3 protein-coding genes and 2 pseudogenes are annotated in these 4916 nt (G+C 64.5%); all 5 read right to left on the reverse strand.

The annotated features are described in order from the left end of the window. A pseudogene (locus JOY90_RS04530) lies at positions 1-153 on the reverse strand (branched-chain amino acid ABC transporter permease); the annotation flags it as partial. Positions 154-209: 56 nt separating this feature from the next. Beyond that, positions 210-1463: an ABC transporter substrate-binding protein gene (locus JOY90_RS04535; RefSeq protein WP_291689959.1), complete on the reverse strand. Its 1254-nt coding sequence runs from the start codon at positions 1461-1463 to the stop codon at positions 210-212. A 141-nt stretch (positions 1464-1604) separates the two neighbouring features. Continuing rightward, positions 1605-3824 carry an acetate--CoA ligase family protein gene (locus tag JOY90_RS04540; RefSeq protein WP_291689960.1) on the reverse strand — a complete coding sequence of 740 codons (2220 nt, stop codon included), beginning with the start codon at positions 3822-3824 and terminating at the stop codon, positions 1605-1607. Between the two features lie 126 nt (positions 3825-3950). Continuing rightward, complete coding sequence (locus JOY90_RS04545; protein ID WP_291689961.1) at positions 3951-4667, reverse strand: DUF1614 domain-containing protein; 717 nt, start codon at positions 4665-4667, stop codon at positions 3951-3953. Between the two features lie 90 nt (positions 4668-4757). Continuing rightward, positions 4758-4916, reverse strand: a pseudogene (locus JOY90_RS04550) (class GN sortase); the annotation flags it as partial.

Here is a 4916-nt window from a genome sequence, read left to right on the forward strand (position 1 = left end):
AGCGATGTAGCCGCCGATGACGAGGAAGCCGCCATGGGCGAAATTGATGACGTTGGAGAGGTTGAGGATGAGCGAGAGCCCGAGCGCCATCAGCACATAGAACGTGCCGACGATGAGCCCGTTGGTGATGTTGAACAGGAGCAGCAGCGTCATGATTCACCGCTAGAAATGAAACGGCGCCTGGCTTGCCAGGCGCCGCATTGATTTCGTCAGGCCGGCCACTGCATCTTGCAGCCGGTCTCCTCCACGGAGCCGGCGACCTTTTCGCCGGGTATCGCGTTCTTGATGGTGAACATGTTGTCGGGGTCGCCCTGCGGCGGATGCACCTCACCGACGAGCACCGTGCTCATCAGCTCGTGGTCGCCGGCGCGATATTCCGGCGCGCCGGGCTGCAGTGCGACTTCGGGCGGCAGCTTGAAGCCGCCCAGCGCCTTGGCGAGCTTGGGCGCATCCAGCGTCTTCTCCTGGTTGGCGATCACGGCGAGCGTCTGCACCGAGACATAGCCGAACCAGTTGCGCGCGGTCGCGGCGCCCCCGGTGATCTTCTTCATCGCCGCGTTGAACTCGGCGACATGCGGCACGCCCGGCTGGTCCCACCACCATTCCATGGTCCACCAGCCGACGCGGGCGTTGTCCGGCACCGCGCGGATGCTCTCCAGCTCGAACAGCGCGCCGCCGACCGCCATCTGCTTGTCGAGGCCGAACTGCACGAACTGCTTCAGGCTCGCGACCTGGTCGCCGCCGCCCATCACGTTGATCAGCACCTGCGGGTTGAAGGCCTTCGCCTGGATCAGGTAGGACGAATAGTCCGGCGTGCCGAGCGGCACCAGCGATCCGGACGACGTGCCGCCCGCGGCTTTGAGGATCTTCTCGAAACCCGCCTGCACCGAATGGCCGTAGGCGTAATCGGGGGTGAGGAAATACCATTTCTTGCCGAACTTCTCGATCAGCGTCGAGGCGATGGCCGCCGAGTCCATCGTGGTGGAGTTGCAGACGCGGAAGACGTTCCACGAGCAGCTCGTGCCGGTGATCGGATCGGTATGGCCGCCGGAGACGATGTGCAGCACCTTCTTCTCGCTCGTGACCTGCGCCATCGCGATCGCGATGCCGGAATTGACGTCGCCGATGATGAAGCTGACCTGGTCGCGCTCGATCAGCTTGCGGGTCTTCTGCACGCCGGTGCCGACGTCGTTGGCGGAGTCCTCGATCAGGAGCTCGACGGGGCGGCCCATGATACCGCCTTTCTTGTTGATCTCCTCCAGCGCGTATTTGGCGCCGACCACCTCGCTCTGGGCGATCGCGGCATAGACGCCGGTCAGGGGATCGACCATGCCGATCCTGATCGGGGTCTCGCCTCTGGCGGTGATGATGAAGGGGGACGAGAATTGCGCCGCGGCAATCGCGGCACCAGATTTCAAAATGGTCCGCCGATCGACCGACCAGGGGCGTCGCGAAATACCCATGCATTCCTCCCGGGCAAGAATATCGAGGTCTCGTTCGCCGGCATTCTTCGATGCCTTGGCGGGCGCAAGCCTATCCTTTCCCGTTTGCCTTTGCCAATAAGCAGTTGGGTGCGACCTTCGGATTATTTCGGCGCGCGTCCGTCAATGCCCGGCGGCGCTCTTGGCGGCTTCGTTGTTGAGCACGATCAGGGCATCCACGGCGACGCCGGTCCTGGCGTTGATCAGGAACGGATTGACGTCGATCGAGGCGATGCGGGAGCCGGCGTCTGCGATCAGGTTGGAGAGGCCGACCAGCGCCTTCACCGCGGAGGCCTCGTGCAGCGCCGGCTTGCCGCGATAGCCCTTCATCTTGACGCCGGCCTTGGTGCGCGCGATCAGTTGCCGCGCCTCGTCCTCGTCGAGCGGCGCGCCGGCGAGCGCGACGTCCTTCATCAGCTCGATGTCGACCCCGCCGGTCCCGAACAGCACCACCGGGCCCATCTCCGCGTCGAGCGATGCACCGACCACGAGCTCGAGATCGGCCTTGACCTGCTGCGCGATCAGGATGCCCTCGAGCTTCGGCTTGCCCTTCAGTTGCTTCACCCGTGCGGAAATGTCGTTGAACGCTTTCTTCACCTCGGCCGCACTGCCGAGGTTCAAGACCACCCCGCCGATGTCGGACTTGTGCAGGATATCGGCACTGACCACCTTGGCGACCACGGGATAGCCGATCTCCTTGGCAATCGCTGCGGCATCCGCCGCCGTCTGCGCGATGCCCTCTTTCGAGATCGGAATGCCGTAGGCCTTGAGCAATTTCTTCGAGGCCACCTCGTCGAGCGCGGCGCCGTTGGCGCTTTTCAACGTTTTCTCCAGCAGGGCGCGGGCGGGCGCCTTCGAGCTCGACACGATGTCGGGCACTTCCTTGCGCAGCCTCGCATAATCGATCAGCGACTTGATCGCGGTCACCGCGCGGTCCATCCCCTGCATGACCGTGATGTTCGGCAGCGACTTGCGCAAGGCCTTGGTGAACTCGGTGAAGCCGATGGACATCGCGCTGATATAGATCACGGGCTTGCCGCCGCGTCCGGCCATGTCGTTGACGATGCGAAGATTGCGCTCGCGCAGTTCATGCGGCGCCTTCGGCAGCTCGGCATCGATGATGACGATGTCGGTATCGGGATCGTCGATCATGATCTTGATCGACTGCATGTAGACGGAGGGGTCGACCACCGCGGCAAAGCCGGCATCGAGCGGATTGCCGACGATCGAGCCCGGGCCCAGCATCCTCGCGAGCTTGTCGTGGGCGTCCTGCTTCAGCGGAGCGAAATTCAGGCCGGCCGAGTAGAACGCATCGAGCAGCAGGCCGCGCTTGCCGCCCGACAAGGTCACCGCGGCGAGCCGATCGCCCCTGGGCATGGCGGCATGCGCGAAACACTCGGCGGTCTCGATCAATTCATCGAGCCCGCGCACCCGGATCACGCCCTCGCGCGTCGAGATCGCATCGAAGGTCTCGATCGAGCCGGCGAGTGCGCCGGTATGCGCCATCGCCGCGGCCCGGCCGCCTTCCGACGCTCCGAGCTTCAAGGCGATTACCGGCTTGCCTGCGGCGCGCGCGGCCTTGCAGGCGTCGCGGAAGGCCTTGGTGTTGCGCACGCCTTCGAGATAGACCACGATGACGCGGATCTGCGGATCGGCCGCGAAATAGCTCATCAGGTCGGGCGTTTCGAGCCCGGCCTCGTTGCCGGTCGTCACCATGTAGCCGACGCCGACGCCGCGATCTTCCAATGCCTGGCGGATCGCCATCACGATCGCGCCGGACTGGCCGGCAATCGCCACCGGGCCCGCCTCCATGGTGACGGTGCGGTCGTCGATGTTGGTGAACAGCTTGTCACCGGCGGAGAGATTGCCGAGGCAGTTCGGCCCGGTGACGGCGAGCCCGGTCTCGCGTATCGCCTGCTGCAATTCGACCGCGAGCCGCTGGCTGTCCTCGTCCTGCAGTTCGGCGAAGCCGGAGGTCACGATGGTGGCCGAACGTGCGCCAGCGGCGGCGGCATCGCGGATCACCTGCACGGCGAAGCGCGCCGGCACCAGTACCAGCACGTGGTCCGGTCTGTCGGGCAGGCTGGCAAAGTCCTTGTAGCAGGGGACGCCCCAGACCGTCTCGCGTTTGGCGTTGATCGGATAGAGCTCACCTTCGTATTGGTACTTGATCAGGTTGTTCCAGATGCGCTCGGCGTAATTGCCGGGCTTGTCGGTGGCGCCGACCAGCACGATGTTGCGCGGATGCAGCATCGCATGGATGCCCTTCACCACGTCGCTCGCGTCGGCCGGGGGCGACCATGTCGCAGTGGCAGCGGACGCGGCTGTGACCTGAGCTTCCATCGGCGTAACCTTTACCCTTCAATTTTTCCGCAGGACGGATTGAGCCAAGCATTCGTCCCGACGCTTTTCTTTATCTTTATGGGCCCTTGCCGGATGTGGCAACCGACGGCGTGTCGGCGCAAACGCTTACCAGACTTCCCGTGGGCGCGCGGGCGAGGCGATGCCGGCCAGAAGCACCGCGAGGATGCCAGTCAGGAAGATGCCGTCGAATGTTCCCGCGCCGCCGATCGATGCGACGGGCGCGCCCAGCCCGGTGATCTTGTCGAGATTGAGGAGGTCGGCGCCGATCAGCGTTCCCATCGAGCCGCCGATATAGGCCAGCGGCGCGGCGTATTCGCGCGACAGGATGAAGGCGAGGATCGCCGTGACCACCACGGGCGCGAACACCGGCACCGCGATGCCGACGCCGTGCACGGGAGTCGCCATCATGTGAATGATGAAGGCGATCGCCGCAACCGCGATCGCGGCCCGTCCCCAGAGCTGATAGCGCAGAACGAGATAGGTCGACATCAAGGTCGGGATCACGGCGCCGCCGACATTGACCGCGAGCACGGTGCCGGGCCATGCCGCGACCAGCGGCACGACATAGCGCATGCCGTAGAAATCCACGACCTCGCCGGACATCACGTTGCGGCCGGGGAGCACGGTGATCGGAATGTTGAAGTAGCTGCCGATCAGGGAGCCGAACAGCAACAGCAGCGCTGCACCGGGGCCGATCCCGAGTTTCATGTAGGCGTAGCGCAGGATGCGGAGCTGGATCAGGATGATCAGCACGCCGAACAGCAGCACCAGGATGGAGAACAACCCCGGTGTCAGCGGCAGATAGTGAACGCCCGAGTTCATCGTCGCGATGCTTTGGCCTGTTGTGCCATCCAACCATCTCATGGGACGGAACGGATTACAATTGGTGGGCCAGATCACCGATCGTCAGCCTCACGGGCCTATCAATGTGGCGTGAAGCAGATAGCGCTCCGGTCCGCCGGCGATCGCGTCGAACGGCCAGCAGGTCGACAGCACGAGCTCGTGGCCATCGGTCAAAGGATCGATTCCCGAGGCGTCGAAGCTCACGACCGAGGCGCCGTCGACGCGGTA

The sequence above is a fragment of the Bradyrhizobium sp. genome (assembly GCF_019242285.1).
Lineage (GTDB): Bacteria > Pseudomonadota > Alphaproteobacteria > Rhizobiales > Xanthobacteraceae > Bradyrhizobium.